The 19,410-nt window shown below is 56.5% G+C and carries 16 protein-coding genes and 1 pseudogene; 9 read left to right on the top strand and 8 right to left on the bottom strand.

Annotation, left to right across the window (positions count from 1 at the left end):
* Positions 1 to 91 precede the first annotated feature (91 nt).
* On the bottom strand, positions 92 to 1,225 hold the full coding sequence (locus tag ASB65_RS23790; protein WP_060725513.1) for an ROK family transcriptional regulator: 1,134 nt from the start codon (positions 1,223 to 1,225) through the stop codon (positions 92 to 94).
* Between the two features lie 291 nt (positions 1,226 to 1,516).
* Between ASB65_RS23790 and ASB65_RS23785 the strand changes: the two genes are divergently transcribed.
* The 4 genes from ASB65_RS23785 to ASB65_RS23770 all read left to right on the top strand — a co-directional run bounded on the left by ASB65_RS23785 (position 1,517) and on the right by ASB65_RS23770 (position 6,431).
* On the top strand, positions 1,517 to 2,509 hold the full coding sequence (locus ASB65_RS23785; RefSeq protein WP_060725512.1) for an ABC transporter substrate-binding protein: 993 nt from the start codon (positions 1,517 to 1,519) through the stop codon (positions 2,507 to 2,509).
* 116 nt (positions 2,510 to 2,625) lie between these two features.
* Positions 2,626 to 3,711 carry an ABC transporter ATP-binding protein gene (locus ASB65_RS23780; RefSeq protein WP_060725511.1) on the top strand — a complete coding sequence of 362 codons (1,086 nt, stop codon included), beginning with the start codon at positions 2,626 to 2,628 and terminating at the stop codon, positions 3,709 to 3,711.
* Positions 3,708 to 5,393, top strand: coding sequence for an ABC transporter permease (locus tag ASB65_RS23775; protein ID WP_060725510.1), 1,686 nt, complete (start codon positions 3,708 to 3,710; stop codon positions 5,391 to 5,393). Before ASB65_RS23780 ends, ASB65_RS23775 begins: the two co-directional genes overlap by 4 nt.
* Before the next feature lie 81 nt (positions 5,394 to 5,474).
* Complete coding sequence (locus ASB65_RS23770; RefSeq protein WP_060725509.1) at positions 5,475 to 6,431, top strand: hypothetical protein; 957 nt, start codon at positions 5,475 to 5,477, stop codon at positions 6,429 to 6,431.
* Positions 6,432 to 6,615: 184 nt separating this feature from the next.
* Here the strand turns inward: ASB65_RS23770 and ASB65_RS23765 are convergent, their stop codons facing one another.
* From ASB65_RS23765 to ASB65_RS23750, 4 genes are all read right to left on the bottom strand, one after another.
* On the bottom strand, positions 6,616 to 7,179 hold the full coding sequence (locus tag ASB65_RS23765) for a flavin reductase family protein (RefSeq protein ID WP_060725508.1): 564 nt from the start codon (positions 7,177 to 7,179) through the stop codon (positions 6,616 to 6,618).
* A gap of 11 nt (positions 7,180 to 7,190) precedes the next feature.
* Positions 7,191 to 7,526, bottom strand: coding sequence for a ferredoxin FdxA (fdxA, locus tag ASB65_RS23760; RefSeq protein WP_060725507.1), 336 nt, complete (start codon positions 7,524 to 7,526; stop codon positions 7,191 to 7,193).
* 104 nt (positions 7,527 to 7,630) lie between these two features.
* On the bottom strand, positions 7,631 to 8,230 hold the full coding sequence (locus ASB65_RS23755; protein WP_060725506.1) for a superoxide dismutase: 600 nt from the start codon (positions 8,228 to 8,230) through the stop codon (positions 7,631 to 7,633).
* A gap of 194 nt (positions 8,231 to 8,424) precedes the next feature.
* Complete coding sequence (locus ASB65_RS23750) at positions 8,425 to 9,714, bottom strand: autotransporter outer membrane beta-barrel domain-containing protein (protein ID WP_236734556.1); 1,290 nt, start codon at positions 9,712 to 9,714, stop codon at positions 8,425 to 8,427.
* A gap of 16 nt (positions 9,715 to 9,730) precedes the next feature.
* Between ASB65_RS23750 and ASB65_RS23745 the strand changes: the two are divergent.
* Both ASB65_RS23745 and ASB65_RS23740 read left to right on the top strand, forming a co-directional pair.
* Positions 9,731 to 9,991: pseudogene (locus ASB65_RS23745) on the top strand (type IV secretory system conjugative DNA transfer family protein); the annotation flags it as partial.
* Between the two features lie 243 nt (positions 9,992 to 10,234).
* Entirely contained in the window at positions 10,235 to 11,185 is a 951-nt protein-coding gene (locus ASB65_RS23740) for a bile acid:sodium symporter family protein (RefSeq protein WP_060725503.1), read from the top strand.
* Positions 11,186 to 11,255: 70 nt separating this feature from the next.
* Here the strand turns inward: ASB65_RS23740 and ASB65_RS23735 are convergent, their stop codons facing one another.
* Positions 11,256 to 12,287, bottom strand: a complete 1,032-nt coding sequence (locus ASB65_RS23735) for an aldo/keto reductase (RefSeq protein ID WP_060725533.1) — start codon at positions 12,285 to 12,287, stop codon at positions 11,256 to 11,258.
* A 184-nt stretch (positions 12,288 to 12,471) separates the two neighbouring features.
* On the opposite strand from ASB65_RS23735, the gene ASB65_RS23730 reads away from it, so the two are divergent.
* Positions 12,472 to 13,377, top strand: a complete 906-nt coding sequence (locus ASB65_RS23730; protein WP_060725502.1) for a LysR family transcriptional regulator — start codon at positions 12,472 to 12,474, stop codon at positions 13,375 to 13,377.
* Positions 13,378 to 13,456: 79 nt separating this feature from the next.
* On the opposite strand, the gene ASB65_RS23725 is transcribed toward ASB65_RS23730, so the two are convergent.
* Positions 13,457 to 14,242, bottom strand: a complete 786-nt coding sequence (locus ASB65_RS23725) for a hypothetical protein (protein ID WP_060725501.1) — start codon at positions 14,240 to 14,242, stop codon at positions 13,457 to 13,459.
* Between the two features lie 192 nt (positions 14,243 to 14,434).
* On the opposite strand from ASB65_RS23725, the gene ASB65_RS23720 reads away from it, so the two are divergent.
* Positions 14,435 to 15,619 carry an AGE family epimerase/isomerase gene (locus ASB65_RS23720; protein WP_060725500.1) on the top strand — a complete coding sequence of 395 codons (1,185 nt, stop codon included), beginning with the start codon at positions 14,435 to 14,437 and terminating at the stop codon, positions 15,617 to 15,619.
* A gap of 103 nt (positions 15,620 to 15,722) precedes the next feature.
* On the opposite strand, the gene ASB65_RS23715 is transcribed toward ASB65_RS23720, so the two are convergent.
* Positions 15,723 to 17,486, bottom strand: a complete 1,764-nt coding sequence (locus ASB65_RS23715) for an ABC transporter ATP-binding protein (RefSeq protein ID WP_060725532.1) — start codon at positions 17,484 to 17,486, stop codon at positions 15,723 to 15,725.
* A gap of 411 nt (positions 17,487 to 17,897) precedes the next feature.
* Here ASB65_RS23715 and ASB65_RS23710 point away from each other — a divergent pair, with 411 nt between their 5' ends.
* Positions 17,898 to 19,178, top strand: coding sequence for a glycosyltransferase family 4 protein (locus ASB65_RS23710; protein ID WP_060725499.1), 1,281 nt, complete (start codon positions 17,898 to 17,900; stop codon positions 19,176 to 19,178).
* Positions 19,179 to 19,410 lie beyond the last annotated feature (232 nt).

Genomic DNA, 19,410 nt, shown 5'->3' with positions numbered 1-19,410 from the left:
AAACTCCCATAAAAATTGTTGTCGGGTCAGGGGTGCCGACACCCGGCAACTTAATCCGTTATCGGGCGGGAAGGCTACCGACTAACCGCGGCTAAGCCCATCCCTTCAGCGCCCTGCCTGAATAATAGCTGGGCGTCGTGGCACGGTAGATCGGTATGCTGGCGGCACCGAGATGCGGCAGGTCACTCATCATCGATTTGCGTATTTCCGGGGGCTCTACGAAGAAATCCTCACCAAGCATTTCCAGCGACCCGATGCGCTGTACGATATGGTCAAGAATCCAGTCGGGCAATGATCCGCCAAAAATGATGGCGCCGGGATCCATCGTTCGGGCGACGGTCAGAGCCAGCAACCGAAGCTGGTCCGTTGCCCTTTCCAGCCAGGTAACCACGGCGGGATGGTCGCAATAGCTTTCATCGATATCCTTCAAACGCCGGATATCCAACCCGTGGGCGGAAAGCGTGTCGCAAAGATCCTGTCCGGAGGGACGCGGATGTGATTTTGGAAACAGGCCACCAAACTCGCCAGCATTGCCGTTCGTGCCGCGATAGAGATGACGCTGCACCACGACGGCGCCGCCGATGCCATATGTCAGCCAGATCATCGCAAAGTTACGGATACTGCGGCCCGCTCCGTAATAAAGCTCGGAGAGAATGACGGTGTTGCCGTCGTTTTCATGAAAGACCGGGAAATCGAAATAGGGCTGGAAGTCCTTGTCGACGTCGATGTCGCGCCAGTTCTCGAACTGTTTGATGCGAAAGACATGGCCTCGATCGCGCTTGAAGTGGCCCGGAAAGCTGATGCCGCAGCCGAGGACATCCTTCTTTCTGATTTTAGCCTTTTCCAGCACTTGGCGGGCAGCCGTCTCGGCCATCTCCATAATGTGCTCGAAACTGTACCCTTCAAGCTCGGACCGAATTTCCTGCCTGATCGTGCCGTTGAGATCGGCGATACAGACACGCAGATCGTCTGGATTGAAATAGACCCCGAGCGTGAAAAGCCCGTTTGGATTGATTTCGATAGCAGTGGACGGTTTTCCCCGTTTGCCGTCACTGCGCGCTTCTTCTGCTTCTAGGATCAGGCCGGATTCCAGAAGATTGGCGGTCAGGCGGGTGAGGGTTGGCGCGGAGACGTCCATCTCGCGCGCGAGTTCAATGCGCGACATGCCTCCCTTGCCACGCAAGATTTCAAGCAGGCGTCGCTCATTGTAGCCGAGGTCGATCAAACCATTCTCCCGGGAGACGTTACGCCGGATGAATAGCGCAAACTGCGTGATTGTACAGCAAATTTCCCAGCCTAAGCGGAAGCAAGTGCTCGGGACGAAGTCTGACGTTCGTTATAATACCGTTGTTTATCAGCGATCTAGCGCATTCCGAATTCGGTAGAAAATTCACGCTTGACTTATTAATTTACGTAAAGAAAATAAATATTAGGCAACGAGCCGCGACGGGAAAACAGCAAAAAATCATGTCGCAGCGTCTCGTCTGTCAGGGAACAAAAAAAACGGAGCCTCCTTATGCGTCAATCACACACTATTTTTGCGCGCCTTTTTGCTGGCGCGGCATTCATGGCCAGTGCCACTCTTGCCCAGGCGGAAGGTACTGTCGTGGTCTATTCGGCAGCGCCGCAGCAGCTTATGGACGAGTTGCTGCCCCTGTTTGAAAAGAAGACCGGCACCAAGGTCGAGCTTGTCAAAGCCGGATCCGGTGAGCTGATGAACCGCATCAAAGCTGAAAGCGGCAAGGCGGCAGGCGACGTGATCTGGAGTGTCGACGGAACGGTGATCGATTTCTCTGCAGATCTTTTCGAACCTTACAAGCCTGTCGAAGCCGCCTCGATAAACTCCGCCTTCTCGCCAAGTGCGAACTGGGTGCCTTTCACAGCTGTCGTGACGGCCTTCATAGTCAACAAGGAGGCTCTGAAAGGTGCACCGGTTCCGACATCCTGGGCCGATCTTGCCAAGCCTGAATACAAGGGCCTGATCTCCTCGGCCCGTGCCGATCAGTCCGGTTCCGCCTATATCCAGATGGCAACGGTTTTGCAGGACTTCGACAGTGAGGAGAAGGGCTGGGAGATCTATACCGGCATCCTTGGCAACTCTGTCCTATCGACCTCTTCAGGCGCCGTACCGCGTTTTGTCAATGATGGGGAGCAGGCCGTCGGTATCACGCTTGAAGATGCCGCCCTGCGCTACAAGCTCGGCAGCGCTCCGGTCGAGATTGTCTACCCGAAAGAAGGCACGGCAATTGCGCCTGACGGCATGGCACTAGTCAAGGGTGCCCCGAACGCTGAAAACGGCAAAGCCTTTATCGATTTCATCATCTCCAAGGAAGCACAGGAAATCGTAGTGAAAGCCGGCCGTCGCTCGGTCCGAACCGATGTTCCGGCGAACGCGGCACTGGTTCCGCTGTCAGATGTTCCGGATGCGAAGTACGATTTCAAATGGGCTGCGGACAACCGCTCGCGCCTGATGGAAAAATGGAACGAGATCCTTCTCGACGTCCAGTAAGAACATTGCAGGGGGCGGTACGTCAGGACACCGTCCCCGCTGATCTCGTTCACATCCGCATCGTCGTTCAGTTCGCCGTGGTCGTGTGCCGCGTAGGATATGTCATGGAGCAGCACATGGCCGCCGTAGAAATTACCAGCATCAAGAAAAGTTACCGGGATGTCGTTGCTCTCTCCGACATCAATATCTCCATCCCGTCAGGATCGTTTTTCACGCTTCTTGGACCGAGCGGTTGTGGCAAGACCACGCTTCTGCGCACGATTGCCGGTTTTCACCAGCAGGACAGCGGCAGCATCAGCATTGAAAGACAGGCGATCGAACATGTGCCCGCCCATAAGCGAGATGTTGGCATGGTCTTTCAGGATTATGCGGTCTTTCCGCATATTTCCGTATTTGACAATGTCGCCTTCGGGCTGAAGCAACGCAAGGCGTCTTCCGCCGAGATCCGCGAACGGGTCGGCAGGATTCTCGATATCGTCCAGCTTGCTCCCTATGCCAAGCGTATGCCGCACGAACTTTCCGGCGGCCAGCAGCAGCGTGTGGGCCTGGCGCGCGCGCTCGTCATCAATCCCAAAGTGCTTTTGATGGATGAGCCGCTGTCCAACCTCGACGCCAAACTCCGCGTGGACCTGCGGCGCGAACTGCGCGAAATCCAGCAGGCCATGAACATCACCACCGTTTATGTCACCCATGATCAGGAAGAGGCGCTTGCCATGTCCGATCTGGTTTGCGTGATGTATGGCGGCGTCATTCAGCAGGCTGCACCGCCGTGGGAGGTCTATAACAATCCCGCCAACCGCTTTGTCGCTTCCTTCGTGGGGGCCAACAATTTCCTGACGCTTGACCGTTCGGGCGGGCAGACATCCATTTCCGGCCTCAAGGTGACGCTGCCGCAGGCGGATGCGATTTCCAGGGACCGGAAGATCGTCGCTGCGATCCGCCCGGAGGCGATTTCTGTTGGTCCTTCCAAAGGCAATGGTGATGAGCGCATCGAACTGCCCGTGACGATAAGGCAGGTCAGCTTCACCGGTCGTGAGATGAACGTCGCTGCCGTGCTCTCGTCGGGTGAGGAAATCGAGGCGATCACCAAGCCATCGCCGGAGATCATCGCGCTTCAGCCAAACCAGAAAACGACTTTCTCCTGGTTTGCGGGCGATACGCAATTGTTTGGTGACGGTGTAACCGGGGAGCGCCTGTCATGACGGATATGACTGCGACTGCAACGACGGGCGGTTTCCGCGCGCGACTGCCGGGTTTTTGGACAAGCGTGACGGTGTTCGCCGTCATCCTGCTGGCGATCTTTCTGATTCTGCCGATTTTCAGCGTGTTTTTCATCAGTTTCTTCGATGCCAAAACCGGTGCGTTCGGTTTCAGCAACTATGCGGAAGTATTCACACGGCGTTTTTATACCGTCGCACTCTGGAATACGCTTCTCATCGGTGTGCTGGGCATGCTGGGTGCCTGCCTTCTCGGCATTCCGCTAGCCTTTTGTACCTCCCGCTATCGCATCAAGGGGCGCACGTTCATCGCTACATTTGCGGTGCTGGTGCTCTGTGCGCCGCCGTTCATCGGTGCCTATGCCTGGATCATGCTGTTCGGTGCCAATGGTGCTGTCACCAACCTCCTGTCCTTCGCCGGCATTTCCTTGCCGACGATCTACGGGATCCCGGGCATCGTGATGGTCTTCAGCCTGAAGTTCTTCCCCTACATCTATCTGATGACGGAAAATGCGCTGAACACCATCAACAAGTCCTATGAGGATGCGGCGGAAAACCTCGGCTGCACGGCGTTCCAGCGTTTCCGCAAGATCACCCTGCCGCTGGTCTTTCCGGCCGTCAGCACCGGGGCGATCATCTGCTTCGTGCTGTCCATCGCCGACTTTGGAACACCGGCAATCCTCGGCAAGGGCATCCGAACGCTTTCGACCATCGCCTATGCGCAATACACCTCCGAAATGGCCGGTACGCCGACTATGGCGGTGACTATTTCCATGGTGATGATTGCGATCTCCATGGCGGCACTTCTGTTGCAGCGGCACATTCTTGCCAAGCGTCGTTACGCCAGTTCGCTGACCAACCGGCCGGTCAAGCAGGCCATGCGCCCGCTTAAATCCTTCATCGTGCACGGCTTCTGTTATTTTGTAGTGTTCATCGCCATGCTGCCGTCGCTCACGGTCATCTATACGTCGTTCCTTGCAACCAGTGGTCCCGTCTTTACCGGAGGTTTCGGATTGGACAGCTACGCCCGCATCCTTCGCGATTCACCGCAGGCGATTGCCAACAGTTTCACCTTTGCTCTGGCTGCCGTTGTTCTGATTGCCATCGTTTCCGGCCTGCTCTCCTTCATCGTCGTTCGACGCGACAATGCCATCTCCGGCTCTCTGGATCTGCTTTTGATGGTGCCCTATCTCATTCCCGGCGTCGTCATGGCGATCGGTTATGTCACGACGTTCCGTTATCCGCCCTTTGATATCACCGGGACGGCGCTCATCATCATCCTTCTGGTGTTTATCCGCCGGCTGCCCTATGGCGTCCGCTCGACGACATCGATCCTCAGGCAGATCAAGCCTTCCATTGAGGAGGCCGCGGTCAATCTCGGGGCTTCGCCGGCAAAGACCTTCGTGTCGGTGACAGTGCCGCTGATGCTGCCCGGTCTCATCATCGGTTCGCTGATGAGCTTCATCACCGCCATCAACGAACTATCCTCGACGCTGATCCTCTACACTGCACGAACGATCACCATGCCGGTGCTGATCTATATTCAGGTGATCGATGGTGAATTCGGCACGGCGGCGGCGCTGTCCACCCTGCTTCTGGTCAGTACCGGGGTCTGCGTCTTCGTGGTCTTCCGTCTGTCGGAAGACAAGAAAGCCTCCTTCGTCTGATCGCTTGAAACCCTCATGAAAGACTAAAGCAGCGGCGACCGGGGTGTCGCCGCCTGCTCCTCTCTGCAAGGAAACAATACGATGAATATCGCGAGCTTTTCGCAATCGAAATACAAGAATGCCGCAATGCCGGGGGACGATGTGGCAATTCTTCTTCCAGGACGGGTTCTCGCCGTTTTCGACGGTGCGACTGACCCGACCGGCGTGAATTATGGAGGGCTGAGTTCCGGCCGCATTGCAGCCCTTGCGGCCGCAAATGCAGTGGCGGAAATGAGCATCCAGGGTACTTTGCAAAATTGCGAGGCAACCACGCTGTTCCAAACCATCAGCGATATCCTGAAAAAGGAAGCCGAACGCATCAATGCCAGCCACCCACCATCGACCACGCTCGCCATCGTTGCCGATATGGGTGACAGCTTTCGGCTGCTTTTGGCAGGCGATTCCGGTGTTCGCATCAATGGGAGCAGGCTGCTGCAGCATGCCAAGCTCATAGACCGGGTCAGCACGTCGGCGCGTATCCACGTCTTCAAACAACTTTTCGCGTCACTTGCGGATGGTGATGCAGCGGAGGCCAAAACCCGCGCCACCATATTTTCCGGCCTTCGTGCCGCGGTTAAAGCCGGGATCATGAGCGCGACGGACGCGGAAAAAGTGATCACAACAGCCGCTGCCGCAAGCGGCCTTCAAGCCGAGATCGAAGCCGTCGAAGAATTTCTGATGGGCGGAATTCGCGTTCAACCACATTATGCAAACAGACAAGGCCATGTTTTGGGCTACGCCTCGATCAATGGCGGGACGGTGATGGAGGAGGGGACGGTTGACCTGTCGCTCGCCAAGGACACGGTCAACAGCCTGGAAATCTTTACCGACGGTTATCTGTCACTGCCGAGCGGAATCAACATTACCGACTGGGAAGCCGAATTCGCCCGCGTCGAAACAGCAGATTTTCACAAGCTCAACGAGTACCCGTCGGTGAAGGGGTCAACATCGAGCGAATTCAGCGATGACAGGACCGTGGTGTGCATGAAGGCGCGGTGAAGAGATATCCGCGCCGAAAAATATTTCGAACCTCTTCGTCTTTCGAAGCGACGACCGCGAAATTCCACCGCTCATTGGCAGTGTTTGTCGTCCGCTATCGCCCCCATTCGAAAGGCCTTGCCCTTTGAAGGCGAAAAAGGACACTGCGCCCAAGAGATCATGGGGAGGTAAGTCTTTAGTTTAGCTAATGACTTACCTCCGCGCCTATATAGTTGCGTTCACTCCATAGCAAGGCTTTGCGCAGCGGATCGAAGCTCGCTTCTATGATCGATCCAACAAACAGGATGTGGTCGGCCGCATCGATGGAGCCGACGAGTTCGCAATCCATTGACAGCAGCGCGTCGGCAAGCCTTGAGCTTCCCGACGGCCAGACATCCCAGTGGCCGACGGAAAACCGGTCCGGCAGGTTTCCTTTTCCGGCGAACACATCGGCGATCTCCTCCTGCCCTCTGGACAGCACCGTGACGGAAAAGCGCCGGCTTGCTGCGACAAGATCGACCATACGGCTGCTGGCATCGATAGAGATCATCAGAAGCGGCGGTTCGGCGCTGAGCGGCATGAAGGATGTGATCGTACGTCCGATCCGCTCGCCCGCATAAGAGGCCGTGGCAACGGCCACGGTGAAGACGAGGCTCGCCATAGCGTCCTTGAATTCACGCGGCGAGATTGTCGGAGAGGGGGAGGCTTTCAGCGGGACATGCGCGTGATTGATCACACCGCCATCGATCAGCCTGAAATTATGTGACATGCAGTGCCGGGCTAACCGCCCGCTCCCGGGTTCTTCGAAAAAATGGAAAACTTGGCCGCAGCGCCATTCATGATGTCGGCATTGTTGGGCGGCGTCCCTTTCTGGTGCACGCGCGGCCAGATGCCGGAATAGTGGCGGTTGAGGTCGAGCCAGACATGCAGACCCGCCTCGGTATCCGGCCGGATTGCCGCGGCCGGACATTCGCGCTCGCAGATGCCGCAATCGATACATTGATCCGGGTGAATGACGAGCATGTTCTCGCCCTCGTAGAAACATTCGACCGGGCAGACCTCCACACAGTCCATGTATTTGCAGGCGATGCAGTTTTCGGTGACGACATAGGGCATGGGGATGCTCGAATGGAGTTGCAGCCGGACGGCGGCTGTCCGGCTGCGCCTGATCCGGCCAGCCGCCCAGGGCAGCGGGACCGGCCGGATCGGTGGGGCTCAAATTAAAGACGGGCGGCCACTACCTGCCAGTTCACCAGATTGTCGAGGAAGTTGTCGACATAGGCCGGACGCTTGTTGCGGAAATCGATGTAATAGCTGTGTTCCCACACATCGCAGCCGAGAAGCGCCTTCTGGCCGAAGCACAGCGGGTTGACGCCGTTTTCTGTACGGGTGATCTTCAGTGAACCATCGGTATCCACCACCAGCCACGCCCAGCCCGAACCGAATTGCGAGGCGCCGGCAAGGGCGAAATTCTGCTTGAACAGCGCGACCGAGCCGAAGGACTGCGTCAAGGCCTCTTCCAGCACCTTGGGGATCGCATGATTTTCCGGGCCTATGATTTCCCAGAACAGGTTGTGGTTCCAGTGCTGGGAGGCATTGTTGAATATGCCGGATTGCGCCACCGCACCCTTCTCATAGGTGCCACGGACGATCTCTTCGAGGCTGCTGTTTTCCCATTCGGTGCCTGATATTGCCTTATTGAGATTATCGACATAAGCCTTGTGGTGAAGATCGTGATGGAACTTCAGCGTCTCCTCGGACATGCCCGAGTGGGCAAGTGCATCATGGGCGTAGGGGAGGTCGGGAAGCTGGAAAGCCATGGGTGTTCCTTTGTCACTGTTTGCTCAAGAGCATGTAGAAAGCCTTGCGAAAACAAGGTGACAATATGTCTAGAACTTCAACCATGGTTGAGGTCAAGCGGTTTTTTGGCGTGGTTGAGAGAGGTGCGCCCTCGGGCAGGTTTCGTCATTCCAGCCCGCGGGCGGCGGCCTTGGTTTGCCTTGGGTTTCGCGCTCTAGAACTTTTTGCTGATGCCAAGTTTCGCGCCGGCTGATGTTTCCCCATTACCCTCGAAGTTGAGAAGCAGTGCTGCATCAACCGACCAGTTTTCCACTGTCTCCATGGAAACACCGGTTGTGATGGAGCCAAACGCGCCGGTTCCGTCGAGACCTGAAACACCGACCGTACCGCCGAATTTCGGCGTGACGATCGAGCCGTTCTCAAGCGCCACCTGACGGGCGACCTCCGCACCGAGGCTAACGCGCAGCTGTTCTTCCCGGAAACCCTCGAGATCTATCCTGTCGCCGGCGCCATTCGCCACGGCGTAATCGTCAGCGGTCTCGGAAAAATAGACACCGCGAAGCTTTGGCGTGAAGGTCGTGACGTCATCGATATCCCAGCGTCCGGAAACCGATGTATCGAACAGCCAGCGCGTGGTGTCGAAAGAGCCGTCCCAGAAGGGCGTATCAATGTCATTCGCGGAGCCACCGTAGAGAAGGCTGCTGTTCCAGAAGATTCCTTTTGCGATTTCCAGTGACGCATTGGGTCCGACGAGCCATCCGTTGCCGGACAGTTCGTTGTCGCCATCGGTGGGGTCGGTCATCCGGTCGAAATGGAAGGAGAAACCAAGCAGGGCTTTGTCGGAAATCAGGTAGTCCGCGCCGGCCGAAATCATGGCGAAACTGCGCCACTTGCTGCCGGATTCCTCGCGATTGTGGACGAGGAACGTACCGTCGAGCCAGATATTGAATTCCGGCAGTTCGCTCTCCGTCACGCCGTCGGCCTTGTTGCGCGCAGCTTCGATCTGGGCGAGGCTGGTCGAGAACCCAAACACCATTCCGTCACCGGACGGTGTCGCACTGGAGGTCACGGCCTCCGTTGCATTAGCCATCTGCCGGCGCTCCAGAAGGCCGGGTATCTTGACGGTTGATGCGATGAGGTTCTGTCTCGTGCTGACGAAACCATGCACCAGGTCGTTGATCTCATTTGCTACCTGAGCGGCGTCATAACCCAGCTTGTAGGTGATGGTGCCTTGATTGGATGAACCAAGGGCGCTGGTGAGGCGAAAACCAACCCGGGCCTGGCCGGAAAATGCCGGGTTCGGAATGAATTTCAGATAAAAGCCGGTTGCCTGCGGGCCGCTTGCCTGTGCGAACTCACCATTGACGATGCTTGCCCTGCCCGCATTTGGCGGACTTACGAAGGTCAGGTCCGCTGCGGTAAACGGGCCGCCGGTTGCGCCTGCGGCAAGATTGACATTGGGCGGCGCCGCGCCGGGGGCGACCGAAATTTCCCTGTCTGCCACATTCACCTCGCGCGGGGACAGCGCCCGCCTCATTTCTGATTTGCTCGGGCAGGAAACGGTCGTGTTCCAGACAATGGCGAGAGCGCTCGATTCCGATAAGACGGGGATCTCCTATAGCCAACAGCATACCGGCCGGCCGATACTCACGCCGGACGAGGTGCGCAATCTGCCGGCGAACGGACAACTGCTGTTCCTTGCCGGGCGACGACCGGTTTTTGCGCAAAAACTTGCCTACTTCGCCGATCCGGAGTTCAGGGGGATGTTCGATCCAGCTTGACGGAAGCGTGACGAAAAGGCAGTCCGGCATCTGCGTCGGACCTTGTATCGCAGGCCCTTGGACATCTTCGGCGCAACGAGAAGCGGATAGATGAGCCTTCGTCCAAATTGCAGCCCTGCGGCGACGGCGGCATCGCGGCCGAGGGATCGTTTTCGACCGCGAGGTCTAGCAATGGAGTAATGACCTTGACAGGGCACCATAGGAGTCTAGACGGGGTTTCATGATCATCTTGGGAGTATGAAAATGAAAACGCTGGCAGCCGTTTCGGCTTTCGTGGGCAAGTCCTTTGCCGTGTGGGTTATCCTGTTTGCCGTACTCGGCTTTTTCTTTCCGGACACTTTCAAGCAAATCGCGCCCTGGATCGTCACGCTTCTGTCAATCATCATGTTCGGCATGGGGCTCACACTTTCGGTCGACGACTTCAGGGAGGTCGTAAAAAGACCATTCGATGTGACGATCGGCGTACTTGGCCAGTTTCTCATCATGCCGCTTCTGGCGGTGCTGCTCACCCGCATCATTCCCATGCCGCCGGAAGTCGCGGCGGGCGTCATCCTGGTCGGCTGCTGCCCTGGCGGCACATCTTCCAATGTCATGACCTATCTCTCCAAGGGCGATGTCGCCTTGTCCGTTGCTTGCACCTCGGTCACCACGCTTGCCGCGCCGCTGGTGACGCCGTTCCTCGTCTGGCTGTTTGCGAGCCAGTTCCTGCCGGTTGATGGCTGGGCCATGTTCCTCAGCATCGTCAAGGTCGTTCTGGTTCCGCTCGCTCTCGGCGCCGCCCTGCAGAAGCTGCTGCCCGGTCTCGTCAAGACCGCCGTTCCGGCATTGCCGCTGGTGAGCGTCATCGGCATCGTCCTCATCGTTTCGGCGGTTGTGGGAGGATCCAAGGCGTCCATCGCCCAGTCCGGACTGATGATTTTTGCCGTCGTCATTCTGCATAACGGGCTTGGCTATCTCCTCGGTTACCTCGCGGCAAAGGCAACGGGCCTGTCGCTTGCCAAGCGCAAGGCCATTGCAATTGAGGTGGGTATGCAGAATTCGGGCCTTGGCGCAGCACTTGCCACGGCCTATTTCTCGCCTCTCGCTGCCGTTCCGAGCGCCATTTTCAGCGTTTGGCACAATATATCCGGCGCAATCCTGGCGAACTGGTTTTCGGGCAAGGTGGATACAAACTCCGCAAATAAGGCCGCGTGAAGCGTCTCACAGGTCAGGTCGCCTGCGGTACAGGCGGCCTGATCCGACTTGGAACGATAAAGCCTAACGATTAAGTCGGTGGATTAAGCCGGGCAAAGCCGGCTTGTCGCTGATACGGGAAGTGCGGGTAGGGCGCTGTCGTCTCGCTGGCCCTGTCCAGCGTCGCTGCCTGTGCCGATGTCAGCTCCCACCCTACGGCATCCAGGTTCTGGCGAAGCTGCTCCTCATTGCGCGCGCCGATGATGACCGTGGAAACAGTCGGGCGTCTGAGCAGCCAGTTGAGGGCGGCCTGCGGCACCGTCCTGCCGGTTTCTTGCGCGACAACGTCGAGCGCATCGATCACGCGGTAGAGATGTTCATCATTAACCGGCGGGCCGAAGCTGGCGGTCTCATGTAGGCGGCTACCTTCGGGCAGCGGCGTGCCGCGGCGGATTTTTCCGGTCAATCGTCCCCAGCCAAGCGGGCTCCAGACCATTGCGCCAAGACCCTGATCCGCGCCGAGCGGCATCAGATCCCACTCGTAATCCCGCCCTATCAGGGAGTAATAGACCTGATTGGCCACATAATGCGGCCAGCCATATCGGTCCGCGACGGCAAGCGATTTCATGATCTGCCAGCCGGAAAAATTCGAGACGCCGGTATATCGCACTTTGCCGGAGCGGACGAGCGTATCGAGCGTCGAGAGCACTTCCTCAACCGGCGTGAAGGCGTCGTAGGCGTGGAGCTGAAGGATATCGATATAATCGGTCTTAAGGCGGCGTAAAGCGTCATCCACCGCGCGAAGCAGCCGGAAACGGGATGACCCGGCGTCGTTTGGTCCGTCACCCATCGGCAGGCTGGTCTTGGTTGAGATGAGAACGCTGTCGCGCCTCCCCTTGACAGCTTCGCCGAGTACTTCCTCCGACGCGCCATTGGAATAGACATCGGCGGTATCGAACAGGTTGACGCCTGCCTCCATGCAAATATCGATCAGGCGTCGGGCTTCTGCGGCATCTGAGTTGCCCCAGTTGCTGAAGAGCGGGCCGGAGCCGCCGAAGGTTCCGGTGCCGAAACTCAAGACCGGCACTTTCAGACCAGATTTGCCAAGCTGGCGATATTCCATGGGTCGTTCCTTTGTTGTTTCAAAATGGTCGTAGGCGGCACGTCGCGGCGTGGCCTTCTGCTCGTCCATTCGTGATCTGACGGGTGAAGACTGCGCTGTGTTGCAATCGCTATCTTAAGATAGACGCCTGCTCTTCAATGAAATAGAATGCCGAAACTATTATCACTTGTGAGATGAAGTCATCATGGCGCGATTGGAGATCAACCGGGCAGGGGAGATGGAGATCTTCGTACGGGTCGTTGAGCTTGGTGGTTTTTCCCGCGCGGCGGCTGCCGCTAATATGACGCCTTCCGCGGTGAGCAAGCTGATCGCGCGGCTGGAAAGCCGCCTTGGTGCGCGCCTGCTCAACCGTTCCACCCGTCAGCTTCAGATTACTCCGGAGGGCTGCGCCTTCTATGAACGGGCCACCCGTATCCTCGCCGATCTTGAAGAGGCCGAACGCGCCGCCGGGGAAGGTGAACGGCCTCTCGGCCGCGTGCGGATCAACACCAGCGCATCCTATGCAGCGCATATTCTTGCACCCATCCTGCCACGGTTTCTGGCGCTCCATCCAGGCATTACGCTTGATATCGTCCAGACGGATCTGGTGATTGACCTGCTTGCGGAACGCACGGATGTGGCCGTGCGCGCGGGACCACTGAAAAGCTCAACGCTTGTCGCCCGCAAGCTCGGTGAGACGAGAATGATCATCGCGGCCTCCCCGGATTATCTGGAGCGTTATGGCACGCCGCAGACAATAACCGATCTCGAAGGTCACAACCGCCTCGGATTCGGCTACGCCCGGTCGATCGACGGCTGGCCGTTACGGGACACCGGAAAGACCGTCGTCATTCCGGCGACGGGACGCGTGCAGGTGAGCGATGGCGAAGGGCTTCGCCGTCTTGCCCTTGCCGGTGTCGGTCTGGTTCGCCTTGCGGCTTTTACCGTGCGGGAGGATATCGCCGCCGGTCATCTCATACCGGTCCTCGATCATCTCGATACGGGTGAAACGGAGATGTTTCATGCCGTCTATGTCGGCCAACGGGGACCGCTTCCGGCACGTATTCGGGCGCTGCTCGATTTTCTCGGCGAGTATGGGCGGGTAAAATGACCTTCCCTGGGCTCAAATGGTGAGTGGGATCAGGACCCTCAGGCCGCTGGAAAACGGTAAAGGCCGAAGGAGAAAAGGCTCATCGTTTCGGCCCTGAGAGCGTGAAGGCACCAGCCGATTCCAGCCTTACGCGCATGTCGCCAGCAAGTGCGCTTGGTATCGCACCGCAAAGGCTACCCGTCGTCACGACATTGCCAGCCTTCAGCATGTCGCCGGTGTTGAATGCCGAATTGGCGAAGGCGACAAGCGGCGCAAGCGGATCACCATTCGGATGCTTGACCTTGGCATCGAACAGCGACACCGTTCCCTCTGTAACGGTGAGCTGCAGCAGGTTCTCGCCGTTCCCGGTAAAGACCTCCACGATGCCTTCGTCCAGTTCCGGGCCGATGACGAAGCCGTGGTTGGCGAGGCGATCCGCCAGAAAGAGCGGAAACGGCACCTGGTTTTTCTCCACCAGCCTGTAGCGGAGAAGTTCAGCGCCAAGATGGACCTTGTCAATAAATCTCATCAGATAGGCCCTTGTCATCAGCCCAGCGGTTGAAGCAGGGATGTCGGCGGAAAGCGTGAAGCAAATCTCGACTTCGACACCTTCGGTGTCATCTTCAGGAAAAGAAGCGAGATTGGCGTCGGTGACCCTAACACAATCGAAAATCGGTGCCCCAACAGCCCCGCCATCCGGCCGGATCGCCAGTTTCCAGCCGGCGACCGGCTTTGCCCAGTTTCCAGCAAAAGCCCGCTGAACCGCCATGGCTTCTGAAAGGGTGCCGGGAACGAGACCCTCGGCCTCAAGCTCTGCCAGAGGAATTCTCGCGCCTTCATGAACTGCTTCCGCGAAGCGCCGTGCTAGTTTTTCGATTGACGTCATTGTCTGATATGTCCCTTCGGTCTGCGTCGCTAATGGTGGCACGATCTGTAGCTGTTCGCCAGCAGTTCGCGCAGATGACCGCGCTTGGACTGAGGGATAGTGATGCTGCTCCAAAACGACGGTTTTAGCCTTTGTTTTCAGTCTTTCTTGTCGTATGGGTGCCACGGATACACCCCAAGAGAGAGTTACCGCATGACCGTGCAATTTCCGAGTATCGCGCAGACACTTGCCGAGGAGATCGGAACATTACGCAAATGGCTGGATGAGGACGCCCTGCCATTGTGGTGGGAGGCGGGGTCAGCCCGGCCGGATGGCGGCTTTTACGAGCGTCTCGGTCAGGATGCGAAACCGGTTTTTTCCGATGACCGCCGCGCCCGCGTCCAGCCGCGCCAGGCTTATTGTTATGCCGCCGCCGGCCAGCATGGCTGGCATGGACCCTGGAAAGACGCAGTGTTGCACGGGCTGTCCTGGTTCGAGAAGGTCTATCGCCTTGAAAACGGCCTTTACGGCAACCTGGCCGACCAGACCGGAAAACTGATCGACCCCTCCTTCGATCTCTACAACCAGGCTTTTGCGCTTTTCGCCGCAGCACAGACAGCTGCGATCCTTCCCGAGCGGAGGAATGAGATGCGCAGCCACGCGCTCGAAATCCTTGCCATTCTCGAGCGCGACTACAGACATCCCATCGCCGGCTTCGAGGAGGCGAACCCGCCGCGCACACCGCTTTGCTCCAATCCGCATATGCATCTTTTCGAAGCGATGCTGGCCTGGGAAGAACAGGATCGTGACGGCCCGTGGTCGGCGCTGGCGGACGAGATTGCCGGCCTCGCACTTTCCCGCTTCATCGATGACGGCAATGGCGGCCTGCGCGAATTCTTCGCCCATGACTGGACGCCTTGCGAGGGTGAGAAGGGCCGGATCATGGAGCCGGGCCACCAGTTCGAATGGGCCTGGCTTCTGGTGCGCTGGGGCAGCCTGCGTGGAAACGAAGAAGCGATCAGGAAGGCAAAACGCCTGTTCGAGATCGGCGAGGAGCACGGTATCTGCCCGCGCCGCAAGGTGGCGGTGATGAGCCTTTACGACGATTTTTCGATGCGTGACGGGCTTGCGCGACTATGGCCGCAGACGGAATGGCTGAAGGCGGCGGTGCGGCTTGCCAGTGTGACTGATGGTGAGGAGCGGCAGCGTTACCTTGCCTCTGGCCTGAGCGCCATCGGCGCGCTGCAGCCTTTCCTCGACACGCCGGTCAAAGGCCTGTGGTTCGACAAATGGCCGGCGGACCGGCCGATGCTCGACGAACCGGCGCCGGCAAGCACGTTTTATCACATCGTCTGCGCCATCTATGAGGCAGAGGCCGTGCTGGCGACGGCAAACTAATACTGGACCATTGAGCAACCAGATAATCACCCGTCACTGTGCCGCAATCAAGCGATCTGCCGACGCCGCTAGTGGCGTCGCAGTTGTCACTTGGGTTTGGTGATCACGCGACATCCGCATCGAACTGGATGCTGTGAAGCCGCTTGTAGAGACCATCATTCGCCAGCAATTCACGGCGGCTTCCCTGCTCGACCACTTCGCCATTGTCCATAACGACAATCTTGTCGGCGCGATTGATGGTGGAGAGGCGATGGGCGATGACTATTGAAGTCTTGTTCAGCGTTAGGCGCTCTAGAGCATCACGAACGAGCGACTCAGACTCCGAATCCAGTGCGCTCGTTGCTTCGTCTAGAATGAGAATATCAGCATCTCTAAGCATGGCACGCGCAATCGCTACGCGCTGCCGCTGACCGCCCGATAGGCCCGAACCGTTCTCTCCAAGCTTTGTGTCGTATCCATCCTGCATCTTCATGATGAAATCATGGGCATTCGCGGCCTTCGCAGCGGCAACGATTTCTTGGTCCGTCGCATTGTCGCGGCCAACGGAGATATTGTGCCGGATGGTACCGGAGAACAGGAAAGTTTCCTGCCCGACGTACGAAACATGCTGGCGCAGGCTGGCAAAGGAAACATCGCGCAGATTCGTCCCGTTGATTTCAACGGAGCCGTTCTGCGGATCATAAAGGCGCATCATAAGGTTAATGATGGTCGATTTTCCACTTCCAGAGGGACCGACCAACGCTGTCATCTTGCCACCTTCGAAAAGGATGCTGACATCCTTGAGAACTGGCTGCCCGGAAACGTATTCAAAGCTGACATTCTTGAGTTCGACGTCGCCGCTTGCCTTGGGAAGTGCAACGGCATCTTTCTTTTCGGTGAGAGTCAGCGGTGCATCCAACACCTCGAACATCATACGTACGCCGATCATGCCGCTTTCAATTTGTACACGCATGCGCGCCAGGCGCTTTGCAGGTTCATAAGCTAGCAGAAGCGCAGTGATGAAGGCCATCAAGTCACCTGGCGATCCGCCCTTTTCGAGTACGGTATAGCCTGAGACTGCGATAACCACAGCGATTGCGAGACCGGACAAGGTCTCCATGATCGGGCTGGTTGCTGCTTCAAGCCTAGCGATGCCGTTGGCGCGCTGTTCAACGTCTGACACTGCCTTGTTCATGCGTTGGCGCATCAGCTTTTCGAGTGAGAAAGCCTTGATGACGCGAACGCCGATGCTGGTTTCCTGAACAACATTGACGATTTCACCGAGGGAAGCGAGTTCCGCTTCCATGATCTTGCGGACCCGGCGCAGAACGAGGCGAACGCTAAAAATTGCGAGAGGGCCTATGATCATGGAAATCGCGCTCAAAAGAAAATTTTGCGCAAACATCACTACGATTAGACCGAGAAGGGAAAAGAGATCGCGGACAAAAGAGGTAACGATTGTGTCTATAACGTTGCGCGCCGCTTGAGCGTTATAGGTAACACGAACGAGCAACTCAGATGACGGCAGATTCTGAAAGAAGGAGACGCCTTGTTTCAAGAGCCGATCATAGATTTTTCTTTGCTGCTCGGCGACAATACTGTTCCCCGCTTTGCTTAAGTAAAAGCTCTGTACAAAAGTCGCGGCTCCCTTGATAATAAAAATTGCCGCTACCGCAAAAGCGATATTGAGAACAACATTGAAACCTTGTTTCAAATAAACGCTGTTTACGATGTCGCGCATGATCCAGGCGCTCAACGATGTCATTCCTGCGACGACAAGCATTGCAACAATCGCCGCGGAGTACCACCCTACGTGCTTTTTGAAATTCTCTTTGAAAAGTCGCGTCAGCAACTTTTTGTCGTTTGGCGACAAAAACGATCCGATCACAGAAAAACCCTTATTCAACATCGACGCCTACCCAGACTCTTCTCTGAACTTTGCATTTGCCACCATACGGAATTTTCGCATTCTTATGTGGTGCCGAATACAAAGTTCTACGGCGCACTTTCGGTTAGCGTGTGAGCGAGGCTCTGATAGCTTAGCTGGGCAAGGCAATAATCCTCGGGCTTAGGAGTGTCAACATTTCCGTACTCCCTTGGACGCAATGCACCTGCAATGGCGTCAAAGTTTTGTTCCGATGCTTTGACGGGGTACACGATTGACAAGCTCCCCGGTCGAAATCTATATCGGCGCAATGTGGCTTTCGTCTGAACGTATGCACTTGCTGGGTAGGCGCGAAATCATAAGTAGGCTCTCGATGGCGTTCATCAGGCCATTTCAAGGCAGGTAGATCAGCGAATGCCAGATGTATTTTACGATTTATCAGAATTGTTTCTGAACTCGAGTGTGAGGTTTAAGTATTACGGAATCGCCAGAACCGTTATGGAGGTTGCGTATGAGCTTACGAAGCTTGATGGGTCAATCCGGTTCGTAATTTACTCTCCATTGCATCGCCGTTTTTTTGAGGTATTCCCTAGGACGGGTGATGCTTCACCAACTGGTGTTCTTGATCCCAATATACCTCCATCGGCGACGCCATTACGTCTTCGTCAAAATCTGTATGATCAGAGCCCCTTGAAAAAAGCGGTCTACGGACTGCTGCATCAAATAGTTAGATATCGAAATACGAAGCGCTGGTCTAATATTCCGGAAGGCGCCGTAAGAGACGTTGATCTCAATGATCATATTCTCGTATCTTTAGGTCGCCCAAAGATAATGTCGGACTATCTGATGGCTCTGGCCGAGAGTGGGACTAAACCGATTTTCGTTCCGCTCCTGCACGATATGATTCCGTTGCATGATTTCACTCATCGAAATCAATTTACTTTTCCGCGAAACTTTCTCTACGACAATTCAGTGACGATTACCGCGGCGTCTTTAATTTTAACGAATTCTGAGTTCACCGCGTCAGAGGTTAATCATTTTTCAGATGTTGGAGTCTTGCCTAAGGTTCCGCAGGTTATCGCTATTCCACTCAGTCATGAGCTACGCCCTACCAATGAAGTTGTTAAGAAACGAGGGCCCGAAACCGCTTACCTTCTTTGTGTTGGAATATACAATGGGCGAAAGAATCTTGAATGCGTAGTGGACGCTATGCTTCATCTCCATAAAAAAGGGGTGGAGGTACCTGAACTCGTGCTGGCGGGCGCTCGTCGGAAGAGAGTCGAAAAATTCCTGAAAAAGAAGAAATATTCACCGCTTACCGAGAAGTTCCGATTTGTTTTAAATCCGAACCAGGCGGAGTTGCGTCTCTTATATGAAAAGGCTTGTGCGCTTTTGTTGCCAAGTCGAATGGAAGGATGGGGATTACCGGTAAGCGAGGCACTGTGGTGCGGAACTCCCGCCCTCGCGGCTGATGTGCCTGCCTTGAGGGAGGCCGGAGGTGACCTGGCGCGTTATTTCGATCCGGAAAAACCCGAGGAGCTCGCGGACCTACTTCAGGTACTTCTTGAAAATCCTACCGAATACGGAAACTTGAGAAGAAAAATTGCAGCCTCCCGAGAGCAAATGCGCACTTGGAGAAATGTTGCAGAGGAAATTATTGACGCAATTGGTTCAGTTCGAACGCCGAAGAGCTAAGTTTTTCGTTTACGTGATTGGTGCAAATCTCTTGTGTGCACTGTCGTGCCACGGTTAGGGTCTTGATGGGCGGTATCGTCCGCTCGAATAAGAGGCTGACGTTTCGACGGACCACCTGACAATGCAGACCACACCTCACCTTTCTGCAAATTAATCCTTGGGAATAAGGCGCGTTGCGCTTACCTACCGGATCATAGCGGACTCGTCTCGCGCTGAGGCGCACCGCGCCGGG

The organism is Agrobacterium tumefaciens str. B6 (assembly GCF_001541315.1).
In the GTDB taxonomy this organism is placed as follows: Bacteria; Pseudomonadota; Alphaproteobacteria; order Rhizobiales; family Rhizobiaceae; genus Agrobacterium; species Agrobacterium radiobacter.
The sequence above is the reverse complement of the archived record's forward strand: the minus strand, read 5'-3'. Positions and strand labels throughout refer to the sequence as shown.